Below are 21,779 nucleotides of genomic sequence, written 5' to 3'. Positions count from 1 at the left end.
AATGACCGACCCACAAGTTACTGGTGAAGATAACACGATTCGCCCAGATGAAAATGCTGTTGATAGCACCCATGGCGCAACCGAAGAGCAATATGTGCCAGTCGATGGCCCAATGTCAGACCCGAATTCAAGCGATGGAACTGATGAGATGGGGATCGAACCAGCAGACGAAATCACCCCAGGCTAGGCCAAATTATGGTATAGTTATAGCTATTCGGCGCTCGCAAGAGCGTCGTTTTTGTGTCTAAACGCATTGGACAGCATGCGATTCTTCATGTATCCTGCGTGACGATAGCAATTGAATAATTAACCACACGAAATGGGTGAATGTATATGTCAGATTTTATAGATCGTGCGCTAATTACAGTAAAAGCTGGTGATGGTGGCGATGGGATGGCTACCTTTCGCCGTGAAAAATATGTTCCGCGTGGCGGCCCCGATGGTGGCGATGGTGGCCGTGGCGGCAGTATTTATCTTGAAGTAAGCCCTCACTTAAATACGTTATTGCCATTTCGCTTTGAAACCCATTATGAAGCCGATAAGGGCTTGAATGCTGGGCGGCAACGCAAACGGGGTCGCACTGGCGAAGATATGTTTATTCGAGTTCCCCCGGGCACAACCGTCAGCGCCGAAATCGAAGGCGAGCTGCAAACGGTCGATTTGTTGTTTCCTGGCCAAAAGTTGTTGGTGGCCCGAGGCGGCAAGGGCGGCTTGGGCAATACCCACTTTGCCACCGCCTCGAATCAAGTGCCGCGGATTGCCGAGCTTGGCCAGCCAGGCGAAGAGCGCGAGCTTCAGCTTGAATTAAAAGTAATTGCTGACGTTGGCTTGGTTGGGTTTCCAAATGCTGGCAAATCGACGTTGCTTTCAATGGTCAGTGCTGCGCGCCCGAAAATTGCTAACTATCCGTTTACGACCCTTTCGCCAAACTTAGGCGTAGCCGAATACAACGATTTCACCTTCGTTGTCGCCGATATTCCTGGCTTGATCGAAGGTGCGAGCCGTGGGGTTGGCTTGGGTCACGATTTCTTGCGCCACATCGAGCGCACGCGCATTCTGGTGCACGTGGTCGATGCAGCTGGCACCGAAGGCCGTGATCCATTTGAAGATTTTCAAACGATCAACGCCGAACTCAAAGCCTATTCGAGCGAATTGGCCCAGCGCCCACAAATTGTGGCCTTGAACAAAACCGACTTACCCGATGCCCAAGCTTTTGACGAATTGATGCGTCCACAAATTATCGCTTGGGGCATTGAGCCTGAGAATATCTTCCCGATTTCGGCAGCAACCAATCAAGGCCTTCAGCCGTTGCAACGCCGAATTGTCGATATTCTGCTCGAAATGCCCGAACGGATCACCCGCCTCCCGTACAGTGAGGAAATTCTGACCTTCCGCTTCAGCAATATCGACCCGAATGACTTCTGGCTCGAAACTGAAGAAGATGGCGTGTTGCGTGTCCACGGCGAGAAAATTGAACGGCTTGTTTCAATGACGAACTTTGCCCAAAGCGAATCGCTTGATCGGCTCCAACGAGTGTTGGAAGCGATGGGCGTTTCAGCAGCCTTGTTTGCCGCTGGTGTACGCCATGGCGATCCTGTGCGGATTGAAAAAGCTGAGTTGTTATGGCAAGACGAGTCGATTGGATGATGAGCGATTGGTCTACCAGCCAACCGATCTTTTCGCGTCGCGATGTGCGTCAAACCACATCGCGGCTGGCTCTGACCATGCTCGATGGATGTTTGATTCTCGCAGCCTTTGCCCTTGCGCACTGGCTGCGCTATGATGTCCGCTTAGGCCGCGATATTTACGACCCTGCTTCGTATCGCCAGTTATCGGCCTTCTACCCGATGATGCTGGTGTTTATGCTGACCCTCAGCACAACCCTTCACTGGCGCGGGTTCTATCGCTTACCCCGCTCTGCTTCGGCCTTCGATTCATTCAGCATTATCGTTACCAGCACTACGATTGCGCTCGCCCTCACCGTCATGTGGCTATTTATCAATCGTGCCGATTTATGGTCGCGCTTGATTATGGTCTTTGTGTGGTTTTGTGTGATTGTAGCCCTGACGATTGGCCGAATTGGCTTGCGCATGCTGCGGCGTTGGGCTTGGCGCCGCGGCGTTGGTTTAGAGCAAGTGGTGGTCGTTGGCAATCGCGGCCTCGCCAAACAGGTGATGGAAGAGCTGCAATATACGCTCGATCATGGCCATCATTTGTTGGGCTACGTCGAAGGCCCGCCCGATGATCGCGATGATGTCGCTGCCCCAGGTGAGCAATTTCGTTGGCTTGGTGCACTCAGCCAATTTGAACAAATTATGCGTCAGCGCCACGTTGATCAGGTGATTATTGCCCTACCATTTTGGGCGCATACCAGCCTGCCCGAAGTTGTGCGCATCTGTCGCAAGTTCAATGTTGAATTTCGGGTTGCTCCCGATTTATATGAACTCAGTTTTGATCGGGTCAGCATTCAGCGTTTGAGCACAATTCCCTTGTTGCGCTTGAAGAAAAATGTTATTCGCGGCTGGAATTATGTGTTCAAGCGTACTACTGATCTGTTGCTCATCGGCCTAACCGCGCCAATTTGGGCCACAATTTGGGGCATAGCCGCCTTGATGATTAAGCTTTCTGCGCCCCAAGCGCCAGTTGTGTTTCGCCAACCACGCATCGGCAAGCATGGCAAGCCGTTTATGGTCTACAAGCTGCGCACGATGGTTCCCAATGCAGAAGCGCTCAAAAAGACCTTGATGGCGCAAAACGAGGCCGAAGGCGCGCTCTTCAAAATCAAAGACGATCCACGCGTTACCAAAATTGGCCGTGTCTTGCGCAAACTGAGCATCGATGAATTGCCGCAACTCTATAATGTGCTGCGTGGCGAGATGAGCTTGGTCGGCCCACGCCCACAAGTGCCCGATGAAGTAGCCCAATATCAAGAGTGGCACTACCGGCGCTTAGAAGTTACGCCCGGTTTGACTGGTTTGTGGCAAGCCTCTGGCCGCTCTAACACCACCTTCGACGATATGGTGCGCTTGGATATTTACTACACCGAGCACTGGTCGCTTTGGCTCGATGTGCGCATTATGATCATGACAATTCCGGCGGTGCTCTTCGGGCGCGGCGCATACTAAAGCTGGGGCTTGGTTGTTGGGGATCGGGGTCTAGAAAACAGCAATCACAGGCTATCAGTAAGTGATGGCCTGTTTTGGTTAAGCGTGGCCGTGCTATAGTGGTGGCATTGGAATTGCGACAAGCAGGCTTGGCCTCATCGATACGAGGTCGAAGCTGCGAAAGGATCGCTATGCGTTGGCTTAAGGCTGGGTTGTGGTTTCTGACCGAGTGGGTAGTTTCGCTGCCACGCTTGCTGCTTGCCAGCATTGTGGCTCAATTGGGCTTGATGGGAGCGCTGATGGCCTATGCCAAGTTGCGCAATCGAAGTGTTGAAAATACCTTTCCACAGCTTGATTTGCCACCAATTGATTTGGGCGAGCATACCGTGCAACTGTTTGATGATGGTGGCTCAGTCTTTCGCCAAATGCTATTTGATATTTCCCTAGCCAAAGAATCAATCTTGCTTGAAAGCTATATTTTCGAGCGCGATGAGGTTGGTTTTGCCTTCAAACGGGCCTTAATTCGCAAAGCTCGCGAAGGGGTTAAAATTTACGTCACCTTCGATGGGATTGGCACGTTGCACGTTCCCGAGCGCTTTAAGCTGTTTGGCAAACGCCGCAACATTCGGGTTTTTGAATTTGGGCGGCTCAAATCGATTCGCTCATTCGTCGATACCAATATGTGGATTCGTACCCATCGCAAGATTTTGGTCATCGATGGCAAAATTGGCTATTTGGGCGGTATGAATATTGGCCGCAACTATGCTCGCACTTGGCGTGATACCCATTTAAAAATCGAAGGCCCAATGGCCGCCAACATTGCAGAAGAATTTATCGCACTTTGGAATAAATATAATAAGAAGCACAAAATTAAATTAAGCTATCCAACTACTAGCAATGAGCATGTTGGGATATGTGCGAACGATCCAATCGAATATCAATTACCAATTCGCCAAACCTATCTTGATGCGATTAATGATGCTAAGCATCATATTTATATTTCGAACGCCTATTTCTTGCCCGATCCGCTGATTCGCGCAACCTTGATTGATGCAGCCAAACGCGGGATCGACATTCAAATTATGGTGCCCGAAATTTCGGATAATATCGTGGTCGATTGGATTTGTCGCGGCTTATTGGGCGAATTGATGGAGCATGGCGCCCGCGTGTTGCTCTATCGTGGCACGATGATTCACGCCAAAACCATGACCGTCGATGGCCTGTGGTCAACCGTCGGCAGTGCCAACTTAGATACGCGGAGCTTAGCAGCCAATTACGAAATCAACGCCACGATCAAACATCCAGCCTTTGCGCGCCAAATGGAAGCTATGTTTTTGAACGATCGCGCCCAATCACGCGAAATCAATTATCAAGCTTGGCGCAGTCGCTCAATCTTCATCCATATCGGCGAGCAAGTGCTCCAACCAGCACGAGGACTGTTTTAGCAAGTCAGAAGTCAAAAGTCAAAGGTCAAAGGTCAAAACACCCTGTCGCGAAGGATTTCCCCTTTGCTACAGGGTGTTATTTTTTGGGACTATCAAACATCAAATGGGCGAAGCAGCAATCATTTTGACTTTTGACTTCTGCCCTTTGACTTGCTAGCGTGCTTCCCACTTGAAGAAGCGGATTGAGAGCACGGTCATCACCACCAGCCAACCAAGTTGCACAACGAAGTTAATCATCGGCGTATTAATTGGCGGGGCGTTGATCATCACTTGCTTCAGCGAATCGACCGTGTAGGTCAATGGGAAGGCCTTAACCACCACTTGCAGCCAATCGGGCAAGCCCGTCACAGGGAAGAAAACCCCTGAGAGAAACAGCATTGGGAAGTTGATTAATTGGGTGATGGCATTGCCGCTTTCTTCGGTTTTGGCAATCGCCGCCACGAAGAAGCCAATTGCAATAAACATCAAAATGCTCAGCAATAGCCAGCCCAGCAAGGCCACGATACTACCCAAAATTGCCACATCAAACATCAGCTTGCCAACTGCGATGATGATGATTGTTTGCAGCAAACCAATCGTCAAACGCATGGCCACATAGCTCACTAAGAGCATCCAGCGTGGCAATGGCGTTGCGTTGAAGCGCTTCAACACGCCTTGAGTACGCATAGCGATCATTGGTTGGGCGGTGGCAAACAAGCCAAGTTGCATAATCGACATGGCCAAAATCCCAGGAATCAAGAGATCAATCCCACGGATTTGGCTTGAAAGCACCGATTGCACTTGCATCGTCAACATTGGCTTGGATTGGGTAATGCCTTGATCAACCTTTTGAACGATACTATCAACCACGCCTTGGAAGAAGGGCGCAAACACTTGGCTCGATTGATCAACCTTCACCGTGACGCTGGCTGGTTGGCCACTGGTGATGCTCTCGCTCAGCCCAGCTGGAATAATCACCAAGGCTTGGAGATCGCCTTTTTGCAATTGGCTTTCCAAATCGCTGGCATTACCACGGCTGAACTTCATATCCGAAAAGACGTTTTTATCAGCGTCTTGGCCTTCTGGGGTTTGGGTCAAGCCTTCGATTGCGCTGGCAAGTTGCGGGCCGATTGGGCCTTGATCTTCCAAGACAATCCCGACTTTTTCGTCAAATTTGCTGCCGCCACCATAGAGCAAGCCGAAAATGCTAATAAAAATCAGCGGAAACAAGATGGTGAAGAACAGCGCCATACGGTCGCGGGCAAATTCGCGCCATTGTGATAGATATAATTGCACAAACATGAGTTGGTTGCTCCCACACTTAGTCGCGAATCCGTCGACCAGTCAATTTCAAAAACACATCTTCTAAGGTTGCGGCGCGAATCGTAAAGCCGCGCAACTCGGTTTGCTGTTGCTCAACCAAGGCCATCAAGGCGTTGGTCGTGCGCGCAACACCCTTTGAATAAATCGTGGTGATGCCATTTTCGTTTTGCACCCGCTCCACGCCTGGCAAAGTTGCCAGCAAGCTTTCGGGCAATTGCTCGTCATTGGAAAATTCCAAGGCAGTTTCATCGAAGTTATCGTGGATGAGCGCTTGCGGTTTGCCCAAGGCGATAATTTTGCCGTGATCAACCACCGCCACCCGATCGCACAACCGCTCAGCTTCTTCCATATAGTGGGTGGTCAAAAAGACGGTTTTGCCGCGTTTTTGTAAGTTGGATACAACATCCCACATCGAGCGCCGCGCCTGCGGGTCAAGCCCAGTTGTTGGCTCATCAAGGAAAATAATATCGGGGTCGTTGATCAAGGCAATTGCCACTGCCAAGCGCTGGCGTTGACCACCAGAGAGATCTTTCGAGGCGGTGTTAACTTTTTCTTCTAAGTTCACCAAGCCAATCACTTCGTCAACAGGCAAGGTATTTTTATAAAACGAGGCAAACAATTTAACCAATTCGCGGGTTGTAAGTTTTTGAAACAACGAGGTTGTTTGCAGTTGAATCCCAATTCGTTGCTTGATTGGCTCGACATTCTTTAAAACATCGTGGCCCAAAACATGAATGCTGCCACCATCGGGCTTGCGTAGGCCTTCGATCATCTCGGTCGTTGTACTTTTGCCCGCGCCGTTTGGCCCAAGCATCCCAAAGACCTCGCCCTTCGCTACGTCGAAGCTAATTCCATCGACGGCTCGTAACGGGCCATAGATTTTAACGAGGTTCTCAACCTGAATTGCGGTCATAAACAGTCGCTCCACACACACCTAGTTAGCCAACTCTTTGCAAGTTGGCATTGCATTCGCCATCTTCATGTGATAATTCTAGGTGCTAATACGATATATGATAACAGTTCGTTGCACATCGCCCTTAAGCATTAGAAGGAGCAGCAGCAATGCATGAACAGGATCTCGTTCGCCATTATGCCACGATTCCGGTTGGAACTAGTTTTGTGCGCCCCGTTGATGTATTACACTTGCTGCAAAGCCAGCCGATTGCTGCCAAGCCGCGTGTTTTTGACGTTGGTTGTGGCCAAGGTCAATTAGTTATTGCCTTAGCCCAAGCCTGGCCTGATGCAGAAATTATTGCGATTGATATTTCGCCTGAGCAAATTGCCAAAGCGCGCCAGGCCGCAGCCCAAGCAGGCATCAACTCGATTCAGTTTGGCGTAGCCAATTGGCGCGATTTCGATTTGCCACGCAGCGGCATCGATATTATTTTGGCGACTCAAGTTATTCAATTTATGCCCGATGAACATGCCTTCGTGGAATATTTGGCCGATGCGCTAGCCCTCGATGGCCAATTGCTGTTGCGCAGCGTTTTGTTGCCCGAGGAAGAGCCTGGGCGCTCGTTTGTCGAGCAGGTCGTCCGCCAATGGATCAACTATTCAATTCGCTTTTATAGCGAACGCAATTTAACCGAGTTGCTGCGCGAATGTGGCTTAAGCCGCCTGCGGCTCGATAAAGAAGAGATGTGGCTCGACACGCTACCAGCTGAGCGCCAAACGATTCTCAACAGCGCGCTCCGCCAGCATGGCTTCAGCCTTGATGATGTGCAGCAGTGGTTTTGGGCTGGCACAATTACTGGGGTACGCCGTTGAAAGGATGAAGGATGAGGGATGAAGGATGAAGCGCAGTGAGGGCTGGGATAGTTCAAAAAGTACAATCGCGAACGGGCCTGAAATCGCCGTGTGAAATATGATACAATTGACGTGACGGACTGCGTGAGTCAGCCCGCCAGCAAAACCAACGGGGGGCTTTTTTAATTATGAATGTACACGTGCTTCTTGAAAAAGCAGTCAATGGTGAGCGTCTTTCGGCTGAGGAAGGCCTGTTTTTGTATCGTGAAGCTGACCTGCTGGATTTAGGCATGGCTGCTGATGCGATTCGCCAACGGCTTGTGCCCGGCAATTTAGTTACGTATCTCGTTGATCGCAACGTAAATTATAGTAATGTTTGTACGACCAATTGCCAATTCTGTGGTTTTTATCGCCCATTGGGCCACCCAGAAGCGTATGTGCAAACCTACGAACAAATTGGTGCTCGCTTAGCCGAGCTTGTCGAATATGGCGGTACACGGGTTTTGATGCAGGGTGGCCACCATCCTGAGTTACGGCTTTCGTGGTATACCGGCCTGCTGCGCTATTTGCGCGAGCACTATCCCAGCATCGAGCTTGATTGTTTCTCGCCTTCAGAGATCGATAATCTGGCCCAAGTTGAAAACATGAGCATTCGCGATGTGCTGATTACGCTCAAGGAAGCCGGTTTGGCCGGGGTTCCTGGCGGTGGCGCCGAAATTCTCGATGATGAAGTGCGCCAACGGGTTAGCCCGCTCAAGCAAAGCGCTGCTGGCTGGCTCGAGGTCGAAGGCACTGCCCAATCACTTGGCATGGCCACAACCGCCACGATGGTGATTGGCTTTGGCGAAACCCTCGAACAACGCATGAATCACTTTATGAAATTGCGCGATTTGCAGGATGTTTCGTTGCGCGAATACAACAATGGCTTTATTGCCTTTATCTCGTGGACTGTCCAGAAATCGGAGTTGACCTCGCTTGGTCGCTCGAAGTTCTCGGATGACTACGGGGCAACCGCTGCCGAATATTTGCGCCACACCGCTATGGCGCGAATTATGCTCGACAACTTCAAGCACATTCAGGCTTCGTGGGTCACCCAAGGGCCGAAGATTGGCCAAGTGTCGCTGAAATTTGGCATCGACGATTTTGGCTCGACCATGCTCGAAGAAAATGTGGTTTCAAACGCCGCTCACGACACCTACCAATGTATGGGCGAGCGCGAAATCCATGGCTTTATTCGCGATGCTGGCTTTATTCCTGCCAAACGCGATACCCACTACAACTTGATTAAAGCCTATGAAGACCCCAAAGATAGCGAAAGCGTGCCATCAATGGGCATCAAACAGCCACGTCAAGCCAAGCAGGTCGAAATTCCCTTAGCGGTGAAATAACCTTTAAGCCAACGCCATGGATGCTTGGGCATCCATGGCGTTTGTATTTAAGCACTGATTGGCTGAATCGTATGCTTACCTGTCGCCATGTTTCCAAGCAATTTGGTACGCTGCCCGTCATCGATGAGGTGAGCTTTGATCTTGCGCCCGGCGAAGTGGTGGGCCTAACTGGCCAAAGCGGCGCTGGCAAATCGGTGCTGGTACGCTTGTTGGCAGGCTTGGAAAAACCCGATACTGGCGTGATTTCCACTCGTGGTCACTTAATCAACTCAACCCAAACTGCCTTTCGCGCTGGCCTTGCTGTGATCCATCAACAGCCGGTGTTGGTTGATCATTTGGATGTGGCAAGTGCAATTTTTTTGGGCCACGAGGTTGGCCGCAGTTGGCTCGGCTGGTTATCATTGCCCAATCAACGCCAACACACCCACATGGCGCGCCAAATTCTCGCCCAACTTGGCATGGAATTGCCATCGTTGCGCACCCATGTTGGCAATTTATCCAGCGAGCAACGCCAAATGGTGGCAATCGCCCAAGTGCTGATTCGCAAACCGCAAGTGGTGATTATCGATGAGCCAACCGCGCTGCTACGCTACGAATATCAACAAAAATTACTCGAATTGATTCGCGAATGGCAGGCGCAAGGCGTGGCGGTGCTGTTTAGCAGCCAAAACCTCGATCATCTGTTTGCGGTCAGTAATCGCATTTTGGTGTTGCGGCGTGGGCGCTTTGTGTTTGAGGCCGCAACCGAAAAAACCAGCCGCGAGGAAGTTGTGCGCGCCCAGATTGGCGCGCGCGATCAGCAGCATCTTACGCCAATTATTTGGGCTTTAGAAAATTACCATCGCGCCAGCCAACAAGCAGAGGCCTTGCGCCAAAGCCAATCCAGCCTAGAGCACGATTTAGCCAGCCAGAATCAGCTTAATCGCCAATTGATTGGCCAGCTTGATCAACAAGTGAGCAACCTCGACCGCGCCAATGCAGCCTTGCAAGAAGCCCAACGGCGTTTGCTTTCCGAGCGCGAAGGCGAGCGCAAAGTGCTGGCCCGCGAACTACACGACCAAGTGATTCAAGATTTGGTGAGCCTGAATTATGATATTGATAATTTGCGCAGCCAAATTGACGACCCTGAGCAAGCTAGCCTTGGGCTTGATGATTTGCGCGATAACATTCGCCAACTGGTCAGCACAGTGCGGGCAATTTGTGGCAACTTGCGCCCACCAACCATCGATAGCCTTGGAGTGAACGCCGCGATTCAATCGTTTGTGCGCGATTGGAGCAGCCGCAGCGGCATCGAAGTACAGCTTGACCTTGACGATGAATTGGAGCGCTTGCCAGAAATGCTCGAAATTTCGGCTTTTCGCATGATTCAAGAGGGCTTGAGCAATGTACGCAAGCATGCCCAAGCCAGCAAAGTTGGCATTAGCCTGCGCGCAACCGCTCGCCGCACCCTTTTGCTGACAATTGCCGACAACGGGCGCGGCTTGCAAGCAGAAATCAATTTGGCGGCGCTTGCCAATGCAGGGCACTATGGTTTATTGGGCATGAGCGAACGGGTGGCACTGGTTGGAGGGCGGTTTCGGGTGCATAATCGGGCTGGCGGCGGCCTCATCCTCGAAATTGAAATTCCCTATCAGCCGCTTTAATCCTTGTAGCCTTCATCAATTGGCAAATTGGGCTGGCGCGAAGCCTGCACCGCCAAACGATCGCAGCGCTCGTTATCCTTGATGCCTGCGTGACCTGGCACTTGCACCCATTCAATTGCATGGCCTTGGGCTAGCTCAAGCAAGGTTTGCCACAGATCAGGATTTTTGACCGCGCCAGTGGTTGTGCGCCAGCCATTTTTGCTCCAGCGCTCGGCCCAACCCTTTTGCATGCCATTTATTACATACGACGAATCGCTAAAAACCACGATCTTGCTAGGCTTGGGCACTGCTTGCAAGCCAGTAATTACGCCCATCAACTCCATGCGATTGTTGGTTGTGCGAGCAAAACCGCCTGTTAATTCGCGGACTGTCACGCCAGAACGCAGCACCACGCCATAGCCACCAGGCCCAGGATTACCATTGCTGCCGCCATCGCTGAAGATCACAACCTTGCCATCAGCCAAGGCCGTTTGCGGATCGATCGCCAAGCTCACGGGCGTGAGATCGACGTTTTGGGGAATGTGTTGCGGCGCGCGGCCAGCCCGCTCACGATACCACGCTTCTGCATCAGCAAAGCTGGCAAAACCCTTAAACACTGCCTGATCGATACCTTTAACTTGGGCTTCGGCCCCAGCATTGCCAAACCATTCAGTATAAATGCCTGGTTGGCGACCCTTTACGACTGCATAAAATTTACGTTTTGCCACACAATCCTCATAATTTATTGAGCAAACGAGCTGCCAACAATGCACGGGCAGCCTCGGGAAATCCAGCCAAGCCGGGGATTTCATTGCATTCTAACACCCAAAACTTGCCCTGTTGATCTTTAATGAAATCAATGCCAAGAATGTCAGCCTTGAGTTGCAGCATCACCCGTTGACTATATTCCAAAATTTCGGCTGGCGGCTCGATCAATTGGTAGGCATTGGTTGCGACATTGGCCCGCCAACCACTGCTCCGCCGTTGCATAACCCAATATTGGTCACCAATCAACAAACAGCGAATATCACGCACATATTCAATATACGGCTCGGTGCTGCAATAATCGGGGCTAACAAAACTTAAATCACAAAATTCGGCCCATTGTTCAGCAGTTTGAATCCGCATTTTGCCGTAGCCAGCATGATAACTGCCAATCTTGGCGACAACAGGCAAAGCTGGCTGAATTCGCTCAATCAAGCCATCGCCTAAGCTAATGGTTTGGGGCAAGACTGGCAAGCCCAAGCGTTTGAGCATGGCGAGCATCGCCAAACGATCATAACACGCTAGCAGAACATTGGTTGGATTGACGCATGGAATCGCAGCAAAATCGAGCAGCGCCAAAAGCCTTTGCTGGTGTGGTTCTGGGCGAACTGCACCTAAACGCCACAATACAGCCTCAACCTGAATTCGCCGCTTTTCGCTAAATGCCCAAACCTGATTATCCTGAACTAGCCATTTAGTTTGGTTTAAGCGACATTGAACAACGTCGTAGCCAGTCAAATAATCTGACCAATCGCTTTCGCCGTGAATCACCACAATCGACACAGCAATGCTCCTGAACTTGTTTAGCGGCGTTGCTGAGCAAAGCGCGACCAGCCAGTCGTTTCACTGGCGTTGGCAACGCTCTGCAGCAAGCGCTGGGCTTCGGCAGCTTGACCATTGTACTCCAACGCCAACGCGTGTAAAACCAGTTGTTCGTGCTGTGACCAGATGTTTTGTGGCTCAAGCAACACCACTATTTCGAGTGCAAGTGCTGGATCATTGTTGCCAAACAAAGCCGCATACAATGTGGAGATCGATGGATCGTAGCGCTCATAACTAAAACCATTATTGAGATTGATTGGTACTGGAACCTGCTGAATCAGCGTTCCAGCGCGCAAATCATATTCAACGTGGTTGAGTTCTGGCTGCTGACCAGCAGCATTCGGCAAATACTCAGCGCTGAGTCGCTGCGTTCCATCAGGTTGTGGGGCTAACCTCAATGTAGCTGTGTAGAAGCTCGTTCCTTGATACAGTGCAACTTTGTTCTGCCAAAAACGTCCATGAGACCATGCGAGCAATGAAAAATGATCACGATACTCAAACAGCCATTCTGGTGCACCATCAGCATCCAAATCGGTGATCGATACCGTATTTGGGCGGCTGAAAAAATAATCAGGATCGCTCAAACTGGACAGAGCTTTGGCATTGGGCCACGGTTGGTTGGCATACAACGGCTGATAGCCAGCCTCAGTCGTCATAAAAACCCACGGCGTATAGATCCCAAGCCAATCAACAACTCCCAGTGGATCGTTGCGGCCATCGCCATTTAAATCGTAGTTTTCACTGAGTGATTGCCATGGTAAGCCGAGCGCCGTAAACTGCTCGGCCAACGGCACGGCATGATTCCAGATTTGGAGCGGTAGCAACGTCCGTGGGTGGCAAAGTGGCAGCCAATCGAATTCGTTGAAAGGAGAGCGATCAAGCATTTCGCGTTGATAGCCTTGCATAATCGATGGGCGTTCGGCGGCCAGCAATTCGCACCATTGGCTGATCGAGCCGTTGAAGCGCGTAAGCTTAAAATCCTGCACCACCGTTGCCGCGAAGGATTGAGGAAAACGCGCTAAAAGTCTATGCCAAGCTGCTTGCGCCGCCACGTGATCGTGCTTGAGCAGCTGAATAATCCCAATTCGAAATAGCACAATTGGCCGTGCATCCTTCAAGGTTTGATTATGACCATACTCAGCGCTGCCATCGGATAGGGCTGCTGCCTGTTCAAGCTGCGCGATTGCTTGATCAAAGCGCCCAAGCAAGGTCAAGCCGTGAGCATAGCGTAGCTGGGCGCCAATTGTGTTTGAAAAAGGGCCGGATGGTGCAGCAAGCTCAGTAGGCGCCAAATATTGCCCATCAAACGCATAGCGTACATCCGCGCTGCTGATGCTTAGTTTGCCATCAATGGGCGTGATGCTCAGATCACTGGTATTGGCCCCAACTGGAAATAAGGCTTGTGGCCTGCCAGCTTGCCATGTCCAGCCGTACAACTGACCTGAACAAGCCGAGCCACAATGGCTTGAGCGAACGAATAACTCTGGCTCAGCATCGCCAGTTACATCGCCAAGCTGAATTTGCGCGCCGTAATCATTGGCGTAGCTCAGCACATGTTCGCCGAGCCATGAATCTTGCTGCCAGTGCACCCAGCGGAGTTGACCGATAGAGTTTGGCGAACCAGAAATTGATCCGCTAAGCAGATAATCTTGGTTTGAATCACCATCCAAATTGGTGGATATAATCATGAGTTTGCCAATTTCCAAAGCTGCTGGCGGGGTTGGTGCAAGCTCATGAGGTAGATCGAGGGCCAAAAATTCTGCTTGTGCCCAGCCATCAAAGGCCCACGTAACGTCGAAAGCCTGCGGATCGTCGGCGCCAAGCTCCATGGTGGGCTGGCCCAAGCTGATAATGCGGCGCCAAAGTGCCAATGCTTGAGGATCGGTTGGATTACGCTGGAGATAATCGGCGATCAATACAGCCAAGGGCTTGCCACAACCACGAGTTGCTGGCTTAGGACAAAAATCGCTTGGCTCAGCGCTCAGCAGTAATTCAGCGGTTGTTAGCGGAGTTGGGGTGGCACTAGGGGCTAAAATTGGTGGAGTTGGGTTTGAGTTGGTTGCAGTGCAAGCGGTTAATCCTAGAATCAAGCATACACATAGGCTCAGCCGAACAATCAGTAGCATCCAATCTCCTCGTAGTTGCTGAGGTCTCAGATTGTACTCTAGCAGGCCAGAAGCGCCTTAACAATGATGACTAAGTGATGCTGCAATGAACCCATTACTTCTCAAGGTGGGTTTTCAACAATGGGTTGAAGCTCGGAATCTAGTAGTAGTCACTACCCTTCCGTCCCGCCTCAAGGCGGGAAACGCAGGGGGTTTTCAGCCCCCTGCCCCCCCTAAATGACATTTGGTGGCAGTCAAACAGCATTTGATGAGCCTACCATGCTGTGGTTAGGAGCAAAAAAACCACCATCACAACCTATTTATTGAGCAACTTTAACGCGCCGCTGACGCTATCGGCGGGGCTGATTTTGCCTTGCACATCGAGTAAATAGCCGTTTTCGTCGATGATAAAGTGCGAACGCGTTACGCCCATATATTTTTTGCCATACATCGATTTTTCGCCCCAAACGCCATAGGCTTCGGCCAAGCTATGGTTTTCGTCGGCAACCAATAAAAACGGCAGATCAAACTTGGTTTTGAATTTTTGGTGCGAGGCCACCGAATCAGGGCTGACCCCAATCACCACCGCATTCCGCTCTTCGATTTGGGGATAGGCATCGCGAAAACCACAGGCTTGGGTTGTGCAGCCTGGAGTATCATCTTTGGGATAAAAATAGAGCACCACCCGCTTACCGCGAAAATCGCTCAAACGAATGGTTTCGCCATTATCGGCGGGCAGTTCAAATTCGGGCGCAAGATCACCAACGTTCAAGGTTGTCATCAGCTAAAGCCTCACACAAAAAGAGTCGATTAAGATTATTGTAGCCTGTTTTAAGCAAGGATGAGGGATGAATTATGATGGATGAATTATGATGGATGAAAGTAAAAGGTAAAACAGGATTGGAATTTAACGCAGAGGCGCAGAGGGAAGTATGGCTATAGGCTTTTGGCTTATTTTTTAGCCACGAATTCCACGAATTGCACGAATGATGATTATTTTTTGCCACAGATTGCACAGATTGATTTGATTATGTTCTGCCAGCCCATAGCCAATAGCCTTATCTTCGTGCGCTTCGTGGTTAAAAAAGCTCTATGTTCTATGCTCTATGCTCTCTGTTCTATCAAAGCCCACAACTCGGCCAAATGCCCAAGCATGCCGTGATCCCACGCTGGCGTGTGGAGGGTTACATAGCTGCGCGCTTGAGCAAAGCGCTGGCTTTGTTCGTGGCTTACGCTTTCGTCCTGCGTACCATGCACAATCAAAATCGGCATACTGCGCTCAAAATTATCGCTGTTGTAGGCCGCAGCATCTTCCAACAAGCCATAATGCACAGAGCGCATAGCCTGATCACGATAATTGTAATATTCAAGCCAGCCACTCGTTTGCCATTGTTCGATCGTTGCCTCGCCGAGCATCAAACGCCGATTTTGGGCAAAATAGAGCGCTGGAGCCAGCAATATCAAGCGTTCGATTTGGGGCATGCGCGCGGCGGAATGCAAAGCTACCAAGCCACCTAAACTTGAGCCAAGCAAGCACCATGGCTCAGTATAAGTGCCAATTATTTGCTGTAAATACTCAATTTGGGCACTAATGGTTAAGCGTTCAAACGAAGGTCGGTTCAAATCGGGAACCACTAATTCGTGGCCTTGGGCGGCAAATTGCTGGGCAAACCAACGGGCTTTTTGCGAATTCGGCCCCGACGCAAAGCCATGACAATACAAATAGCGCATGCTCAATCCTTTGAAGCTTCAGCTCGTTGGCATTGTAAATCATGTGAGGAATAGCGCCGAACAGTTGTATAATGCTTACACGATCCGTCGCACGACGCGGCGACAACCGTAGCTTGGAATCAAGGAAGGGCTAACCATGTTCAGTGATTCGCCCCACGAGGAATGCGGCGTTTTTGGGATTTACGCTCCCAACGAAGATGTAGCACGTATCACATTTTTCAGTTTATACGCTTTGCAGCACCGTGGTCAGGAAAGCGCAGGGATTGCGGTTTCCGATGGCAAGACCATCAATACCCACAAAGAAATGGGCTTGGTATCGCAGATTTTCGATGAGCGTTCACTGCGCCACCTCAAAGGTCACATTGCGATTGGCCATACCCGTTACTCAACCACTGGTTCATCACAAGTAATTAATGCCCAACCATTTACGATGCATACGTTGCTTGGCCCACTGGCAGTTGGCCACAACGGCAACCTGACCAATGCCGGTTCGCTGCGCCGTCAACTGATGGAACGTGGGGTCGGGCTTATGACATCTTCCGATAGTGAAGTTGCAACGATGCTACTTGCTGGCCTTGAAGGCAATACCTGGTCGCAACGCATCGATGCCTTTACTAATTGTGTTGAAGGTGCGTATTGTCTGACCGTCTTAACCCGCGATGCGCTCTACGCCGTGCGCGACCCTTGGGGCTTGCGGCCTTTGTGCCTTGGCCGTTTTGGCGATGCTGGCTGGGTCGTTGCCTCTGAGTCGTGCGCCTTCGATACGATTGGCGCTGAATTTATCCGCGAGATCGATCCAGGCGAAGTTGTGCAAATCGATCGCGATGGCCCACGTACAATTGCCAAACATCCTGCGCCGCAACAAGCGTTTTGTTTGTTTGAATATATTTATTTCTCGCGTCCAGATAGCTTTTTGCAAGGCCAATTGATTCACGAAGTGCGCATGCGTTTGGGCCACGAGTTGGCCCGCGAAGCTCCAGCCGATGCAGATGTCGTTATCGGTGTGCCCGACTCGGCCTTACCCGCTGCGCTAGGCTTTTCGCAAGCGAGCGGCATTCCCTATGGCGATGGCTTGATCAAAAATCGCTATATTGGCCGCACCTTTATTCAACCCGACCAACGGTTGCGCCAGCAAGGGGTTGCGCTCAAGCTCAATCCATTGCCCAATGTACTGGCGGGCAAGCGCGTGATTTTAATTGATGATACGATTGTACGTGGCACAACCAGCGGGCCAATTATCAAGCTGTTGCGCAAAGCTGGCGCCACCGAAGTCCATATGCGAGTCTCAGCGCCGCCAATTCGCCACCCATGTTTTATGGGCGTTGATATGGCGACTCAGCCAGAATTGATTGCCTTCAACAAAACCGAGGCCGAAATTTGCGAAAGCATCGGTGCTGATTCGTTGGCCTACCTTTCAATGGAAGGCTTGATTCGCGCCACCAGCCGCGATGCCAACGGCTTTTGCGGTGCATGCTTCACTGGCAAGTATCCCTTCCCAATTCTCGAAGCAGGCAAGGAAATTTTCGAACTGACCAGCGTTTAGCTTAAACAAAAGCAGCCAGCCATAGTTAATGGCTGGCTGCTCGCTATTTTAGGCATCGATAGTGCCAACCGCGAGCGGATTTGAGGTTGGTTGCTGACTGCCGCCAGCTGGCTCGACCGTAATCCCCAGCAAGTTTTCGGCGCCAGTCGAAGGCAAACGCTCAATCCAAATCAAGGCATCGCCACTGGTATTGACATCAAACACCTCCATACTTTGCGGCGTGCCATCAGCAATCAGCCAAAGTTGGTAGCTTTGGTTGGCAGCCAAGGGCGGCAGATGGCTGGCGCTGAGATAGCTTTGGCCAGTTTGGGGATTAACGATAATATTGATTGAGCCGCCAGCCATGCCCGTGCCAGTATCGGCCAAGGGCACCAATTGCGTGCCCGATTTGGCAAGCAGCTCAGTTAATTGTTGATTTTGGGCAATCAATGGCTGCAAGCTGGCAACTTCATTTTGCAATTGCCAGATGCGCCCACCCAACCCGGCTAACAGTACAAGAAAAATAGTAAGCGCGGTTGCAATTAAATAGTAGCGGCGGCCAAAGAGGCTAGCCAACCACGATTGACGCTTGACAGGCTTGGCTGTTGGCTTGCTTGCCACCACATTTGAGGGCTTGGCTAAACGCTCGCGAAAACGCTCATACGCCCCTTCAGGCGGCTCGTGCTGCTCGACGCTCCAGCGCAAGGCCTGGGCAACTTGTTGATATTCATAATAACGTTGTTGCGCTTGGCTATCTGAGGCCAAATAATCCTCAACCTCTGCTGCTTCATCAGCAGGCAGAGCACCAAGTGCATACAATTCGATAAGTTCATCACGATGGTCAGTCATTGAATACCCCTGTTTTGGAGAGAACGGCGCGTAGCCGCTCCATGCCCCGACGAATGCGGGTTTTGACCGTCCCTAAAGGTTCACCTGTTGTTGCGGCAATCTCCAAGTGGCTCAAACCACGAAAAAATGCCAATTCAATTGCTTGTTGTTGGGATTCGGGCAAACTACGCAAGGCATCACGAACCTGTCCAGCTTGTTCATGCTGGATGGCTTGATCGGTCATATCAGGTTGGTTTGGGTCGGAAATGAGGCCGAGCATGAGTTCGCTGGCTTCAGCATCGACAGCTTGAGGCCGTCGGCTGCGTTTGCGAACTGCATCAATTGCGACGTGATGGGTCATCCCTAAAACCCATGAGCCAAAACGGCCTCGTTGTGCGTCGAAGCTCCCTGAATAGCGCCAAACTCGTTCGAGAACATCTTGCATTACTTCTTCGGCATCGGCTTCATTGCCTAAAATCCGGAGTGCCAACGAAAAAATTGGTCGTGCATAACGCTCATACAATGTTTCTAAGGCTTGCGTGTTGCCTGCGGCTAGCTGCGCAGCCAACACTAAATCAGCCTGATCACCTGATGCCACGGCCCGTGCCGTCTGAGAAGCTGGTTGATTTGCCACTGAAATCCTTTCTTATCTTATGTTCGTCATCCAACAAACAATGGATGCGATGGGTCATAAAGATAATCAGTATGCATCCAGACTAATTGATTCTGACGTATAGCGATCATCCAAACCATTTGTGCTTGCACAACCTTTTTAGCTGCCTTCAATAATTAAATAAGTTCTAATTTTGTTAATCATTAGCCTAGTTTAATTATTTAGCGTTAACATTTGTGATTAAATGAATCTTTTTACAAATGAGAACGCTCGTATGCAACAATTAATCAACAGTAGTTTAATCATAGCAACTATTGATGATTCATCGCAAACAATAAGTAATAATGCTTAATGATCGAGCAGATTAATAGGCTTGTAGAATGCTGGTCGTTAAGCAAAAGCTACGCCACCAAATCCACAAATATGCAAGGATCTACATTAATCTGGTTGAACTCGGATGTTGCTACCAGGAAGGATATAATTGGTGGGCGTTGCAAGGAGTGATCAGGCGTGATTGCCCACTAAGGCTTGATGAATTTCCAATCTATCCGCCGCAATTCTAGCGATTCCTCGCAAATTCTGCAAGTGCCACTTTCGGCCAACGCTTGGCACACTTTCAGCATTCCAATACTTCTTTTGCTAACTTCGCAAAATCTAGCTTCTTTTAGTCATTGAAATAAGTTGCTTAGCATCGCTATGATTAATTAAAATTATTTAATTAATTTAGGAGTTATGCTGATGGATCTGAAGTATCGGCATTGGCACTTGGGTCTGCTGATCAGTTGCCTTGGAAGCATGTTGTTGGCGAGCTTGCTGAGCCAAGTAGTATCCGCCGCCGAGCCACTTGCGCTCAACGCCGAGGGCTACACCACTCGCAGCTATGGCAACGTCAGTTTTGAAGGCATCAGCTATCCCGTCCAAAGCAATGTCGCCAACGAATATATTCCCAGCACCATCCATTCGTACAGCGATCTGGGTAGCTATTATTTGGTCAGTAGCGATTACAGCTTGCCCAACGTGCCCAATATCACAACTGGCATATTGTGGTCGACAGGCAACAAAAACCGTGGCTGGGCAATCAATAGCGAGTACGATATTCGGGCTTTAGTGCAAGCCAATGGTGGTTTATACGCGCCATATCAGACCATGCCTGGCTATCAGTTGGGGCCTTGGAATGCCAGCACGCCCTGCTGTGGCTGGACATTGCAGCGCAATACAACTGGTTTTTATATCCAAGCAGATGGCAAGGTGCGCGTGCCCAAAACTCCAGCCGCCGCCCAACAAACCTGGGATGCCAACCAAAGCCTGACCGCAATCAATACCACCAACGAAAGTATTGCCGTCACCGATGTGCTATTTCCAGGTGATGAGGATTATTACGCTGGCAACACCTATTTGCCCCGATCAGCAGGCGTCCTAACTGCCAAATACAAACATTATGACAATCGCAATACACACATTTATTGGGGCTTGAAGGGCCAGCATGTGCGCGACGTAGAAGATTGGGAAGCAGATGCACCTGGCGGCAGCAAACGCAAAATCTACACTGGCGGCTTCAAAATCGACGAAAGCGATAACGGCCAAGTTTGGGCTGGCATTTCGCATGGCAACGAATTTGTCGATCTCAATTTGCAGCCCAGCGTCAGCGCCCAACAACTCTACAAAGTTGAGCTTTGGATTCAACGGCCAACGGGCATGGAATATTGGGGCGGCCTGAGTTATCAGCAAGGCGCTGATGGCAAATGGCGCGCGTTTGGTGATGGCAGCCACGTGACTAATTGGGGCAATGGCACGTTTGGCTTGGTGGCAACTGCCTATCGCAACCGCAACGAACGGATCTTGCTGGTCTATCGCGCCTTGCCTGGCGGCGATAATCCGCCAACTCCAACCCCGCCACCGCCGCCACCAAGCAACACCGCCTATTTCAACCTGATCAATCGCAGTAGCAGGCTGTGTTTGGATGTTGACAATGCGAATAGCGCTGATGGAGCCAAAGTGCAGCAATGGACGTGCAACAACTCGAATGCTCAGCAATGGCAACTACGGCTTGCAGAAAGCGGCTATTATCAAATGGTTTCGCGGGCAACTGGCAAATGTTTGGATCTGGCTGCGTGGAGCACTGCCGATGGTGGCAGCGCCCATCAATGGGCCTGTGGCAGCAATCAAGCCAATCAGCAGTGGAATCTGCAAACGGTCAGCGATGGCTGGGTGCGAATTGCCAATCGCAACAGTAGCAAATATCTCTCAATCGTCTATGGTTCGGTCGAGCCTGGTGCGGCAACCCATCAATGGCCGTGGCTGGGCAACCCAGACCAACAATGGCGGCTTCAGCCAGTTGGCACGCTGCAAATTGCCAACAAACATAGCAATAAATGTATTGATGTTGCCAATAACAATAGCGCCGATGGCACGAACATTTTGCAATGGCCGTGTTATGCTGGGGCTGCCCAACAATGGCAATTTCAGCACACCGATAATGGCTACTACAAATTGCGTCACCAGAGCAGCGGTAAAATGCTCTCAGTTGCTGGCGATTCGAGCGCCGATGGAGCCAATATTCATCTATGGGCGGCGGTCAGCAACCAAAGCCAACAATGGCGGCTTGAACTGCTCGACGATGGTTTTCTGCGTTTTGTTAATCGAGCAACTGGCAAAGTAGTTGATGTGGCTGATGGCAGCAGCGCCGATAATGCCAATATCCAGCAATGGATATGGAACAGCAGCGCCGCCCAACGCTTCAAACTGACGAATTAATGAGCTTTTTTAACCACGAAGGCCGCGAAGAA

General features: G+C 50.6%; 18 protein-coding genes. 9 read left to right on the top strand and 9 right to left on the bottom strand.

From position 1 onward, the window contains the following. The first annotated feature begins 1 nt into the window (after position 1). The 4 genes from SE18_RS15955 to SE18_RS15940 all read left to right on the top strand — a co-directional run bounded on the left by SE18_RS15955 (position 2) and on the right by SE18_RS15940 (position 4,549). Positions 2–187: a hypothetical protein gene (locus SE18_RS15955; RefSeq protein ID WP_054535466.1), complete on the top strand. Its 186-nt coding sequence runs from the start codon at positions 2–4 to the stop codon at positions 185–187. 146 nt (positions 188–333) lie between these two features. Next, complete coding sequence (obgE, locus tag SE18_RS15950) at positions 334–1,647, top strand: GTPase ObgE (RefSeq protein WP_054535465.1); 1,314 nt, start codon at positions 334–336, stop codon at positions 1,645–1,647. Then, the gene (locus SE18_RS15945; protein ID WP_083469948.1) at positions 1,623–3,125 is read left to right on the top strand and encodes a sugar transferase; all 1,503 of its coding nucleotides are present in this window, start codon (positions 1,623–1,625) and stop codon (positions 3,123–3,125) included. The genes obgE and SE18_RS15945 overlap by 25 nt, the downstream gene beginning before the upstream one ends. 170 nt (positions 3,126–3,295) lie before the next feature. Continuing rightward, positions 3,296–4,549 carry a phospholipase D-like domain-containing protein gene (locus SE18_RS15940; protein WP_054535463.1) on the top strand — a complete coding sequence of 418 codons (1,254 nt, stop codon included), beginning with the start codon at positions 3,296–3,298 and terminating at the stop codon, positions 4,547–4,549. A 153-nt stretch (positions 4,550–4,702) separates the two neighbouring features. Here the strand turns inward: SE18_RS15940 and SE18_RS15935 are convergent, their stop codons facing one another. Both SE18_RS15935 and SE18_RS15930 read right to left on the bottom strand, forming a co-directional pair. After that, positions 4,703–5,830 (bottom strand): ABC transporter permease, encoded by a 1,128-nt coding sequence (locus SE18_RS15935; protein ID WP_054535462.1) that lies wholly within the window; start codon positions 5,828–5,830, stop codon positions 4,703–4,705. 19 nt (positions 5,831–5,849) lie between these two features. Continuing rightward, complete coding sequence (locus tag SE18_RS15930; RefSeq protein WP_054535461.1) at positions 5,850–6,764, bottom strand: ABC transporter ATP-binding protein; 915 nt, start codon at positions 6,762–6,764, stop codon at positions 5,850–5,852. A 149-nt stretch (positions 6,765–6,913) separates the two neighbouring features. Between SE18_RS15930 and SE18_RS15925 the strand changes: the two genes are divergently transcribed. The 3 genes from SE18_RS15925 (at position 6,914) to SE18_RS15915 (ending at position 10,628) form a co-directional block, all read left to right on the top strand. Beyond that, complete coding sequence (locus SE18_RS15925; protein ID WP_054535460.1) at positions 6,914–7,618, top strand: class I SAM-dependent methyltransferase; 705 nt, start codon at positions 6,914–6,916, stop codon at positions 7,616–7,618. Between the two features lie 179 nt (positions 7,619–7,797). Then, entirely contained in the window at positions 7,798–8,985 is a 1,188-nt protein-coding gene (gene mqnC, locus SE18_RS15920; protein WP_201783506.1) for a cyclic dehypoxanthinyl futalosine synthase, read from the top strand. Between the two features lie 71 nt (positions 8,986–9,056). Continuing rightward, a complete protein-coding gene (locus SE18_RS15915; RefSeq protein ID WP_054535944.1) occupies positions 9,057–10,628 on the top strand; it encodes an ATP-binding cassette domain-containing protein in 1,572 nt (523 codons plus the stop codon). On the opposite strand, the gene rnhA is transcribed toward SE18_RS15915, so the two are convergent. The 5 genes from rnhA to SE18_RS15890 form a co-directional block, all read right to left on the bottom strand. Continuing rightward, positions 10,625–11,335, bottom strand: coding sequence for a ribonuclease HI (gene rnhA / locus SE18_RS15910; RefSeq protein WP_083469946.1), 711 nt, complete (start codon positions 11,333–11,335; stop codon positions 10,625–10,627). The genes SE18_RS15915 and rnhA overlap by 4 nt on opposite strands. Positions 11,336–11,342: 7 nt before the next feature. Then, a complete protein-coding gene (locus tag SE18_RS15905; protein WP_054535459.1) occupies positions 11,343–12,155 on the bottom strand; it encodes an ATP-grasp domain-containing protein in 813 nt (270 codons plus the stop codon). Positions 12,156–12,175: 20 nt separating this feature from the next. Beyond that, a complete protein-coding gene (locus tag SE18_RS15900) occupies positions 12,176–14,320 on the bottom strand; it encodes a tetratricopeptide repeat protein (RefSeq protein ID WP_054535458.1) in 2,145 nt (714 codons plus the stop codon). A 295-nt stretch (positions 14,321–14,615) separates the two neighbouring features. Next, positions 14,616–15,080, bottom strand: a complete 465-nt coding sequence (gene bcp / locus SE18_RS15895; protein WP_054535457.1) for a thioredoxin-dependent thiol peroxidase — start codon at positions 15,078–15,080, stop codon at positions 14,616–14,618. A 323-nt stretch (positions 15,081–15,403) separates the two neighbouring features. Next, a complete protein-coding gene (locus SE18_RS15890) occupies positions 15,404–16,030 on the bottom strand; it encodes a YqiA/YcfP family alpha/beta fold hydrolase (RefSeq protein WP_054535456.1) in 627 nt (208 codons plus the stop codon). Positions 16,031–16,166: 136 nt separating this feature from the next. Between SE18_RS15890 and purF the strand changes: the two genes are divergently transcribed. Beyond that, complete coding sequence (gene purF, locus SE18_RS15885; protein WP_054535455.1) at positions 16,167–17,573, top strand: amidophosphoribosyltransferase; 1,407 nt, start codon at positions 16,167–16,169, stop codon at positions 17,571–17,573. A 48-nt stretch (positions 17,574–17,621) separates the two neighbouring features. On the opposite strand, the gene SE18_RS15880 is transcribed toward purF, so the two are convergent. Together SE18_RS15880 and SE18_RS15875 are read right to left on the bottom strand one after the other, a co-directional pair. Continuing rightward, entirely contained in the window at positions 17,622–18,401 is a 780-nt protein-coding gene (locus tag SE18_RS15880) for an anti-sigma factor (RefSeq protein WP_054535454.1), read from the bottom strand. Further along, complete coding sequence (locus SE18_RS15875) at positions 18,394–19,014, bottom strand: RNA polymerase sigma factor (RefSeq protein WP_054535453.1); 621 nt, start codon at positions 19,012–19,014, stop codon at positions 18,394–18,396. Before SE18_RS15875 ends, SE18_RS15880 begins: the two co-directional genes overlap by 8 nt. 717 nt (positions 19,015–19,731) lie before the next feature. On the opposite strand from SE18_RS15875, the gene SE18_RS15870 reads away from it, so the two are divergent. Further along, positions 19,732–21,747 (top strand): RICIN domain-containing protein, encoded by a 2,016-nt coding sequence (locus SE18_RS15870; RefSeq protein WP_054535452.1) that lies wholly within the window; start codon positions 19,732–19,734, stop codon positions 21,745–21,747. Positions 21,748–21,779: the final 32 nt, after the last annotated feature.

The organism is Herpetosiphon geysericola, from assembly GCF_001306135.1.
In the GTDB taxonomy this organism is placed as follows: Bacteria; Chloroflexota; Chloroflexia; order Chloroflexales; family Herpetosiphonaceae; genus Herpetosiphon; species Herpetosiphon geysericola.
This window is presented reverse-complemented; position numbering and strand designations above follow the sequence as displayed.